The following is a 526-nucleotide window of genomic DNA, read 5'->3' as shown; positions in this document are numbered from 1 at the left end:
TGCCGAACGGCTACAAGCTGGGTTCGTCAGGCGGAGCCAATGTCGTTGGCAATGGAGGCCAGCTTTATGTTCCGATTTCGAACAGCTCCGGCGGTGTGGGCTATCTTGTTATCGAAGGCAATGAGCCGATGCAGATGCCAAGCCGGCGGGAGACGAACCCGCTTGGACAGCTCATTAATCCGGATCAGCCAGATACCGCGGATGTGACGCTCAACTTTAAGCTGCGGTTTAATTACCTGGGCGAAGAAGGAAATAAAGATAACCTTCCTGCAGGCTTCAGCTTCCGTGTGCAGGATTACCGGAACATGTACCGGCTGGAAGTAACGCCGACTCGTGTGTTCTTGTATAAAATCGTGGACGGGGTAAAAACCAAACTGTCGGAATCCGGATACGTCATGACCGAGGGCAGCTACGTGCCGGTGACGATTAAAGCAACGGGCTCGGCCATCAAGGTAAAAATGAACGGCTTTGTCGTTTCCGATGTTACGGACAGCACATTTACAACAGGAAAATTCGGGCCATTCTC

At 52.3% G+C, this 526-nt stretch carries 1 protein-coding gene; it reads left to right on the top strand.

Annotated features, from left to right (window positions below; genetic code table 11):
• A partial coding sequence (locus WBG83_RS22555; RefSeq protein WP_336747636.1) for a hypothetical protein occupies window positions 1-526 on the top strand: 526 nt, incomplete at both ends.

The organism is Paenibacillus sp. y28 (assembly GCF_037137075.1).
Lineage (GTDB): Bacteria > Bacillota > Bacilli > Paenibacillales > NBRC-103111 > JBBBNV01.
Note: the sequence above shows the minus strand (reverse complement) of the source record. Positions and strands in the feature narration are given on the sequence as shown.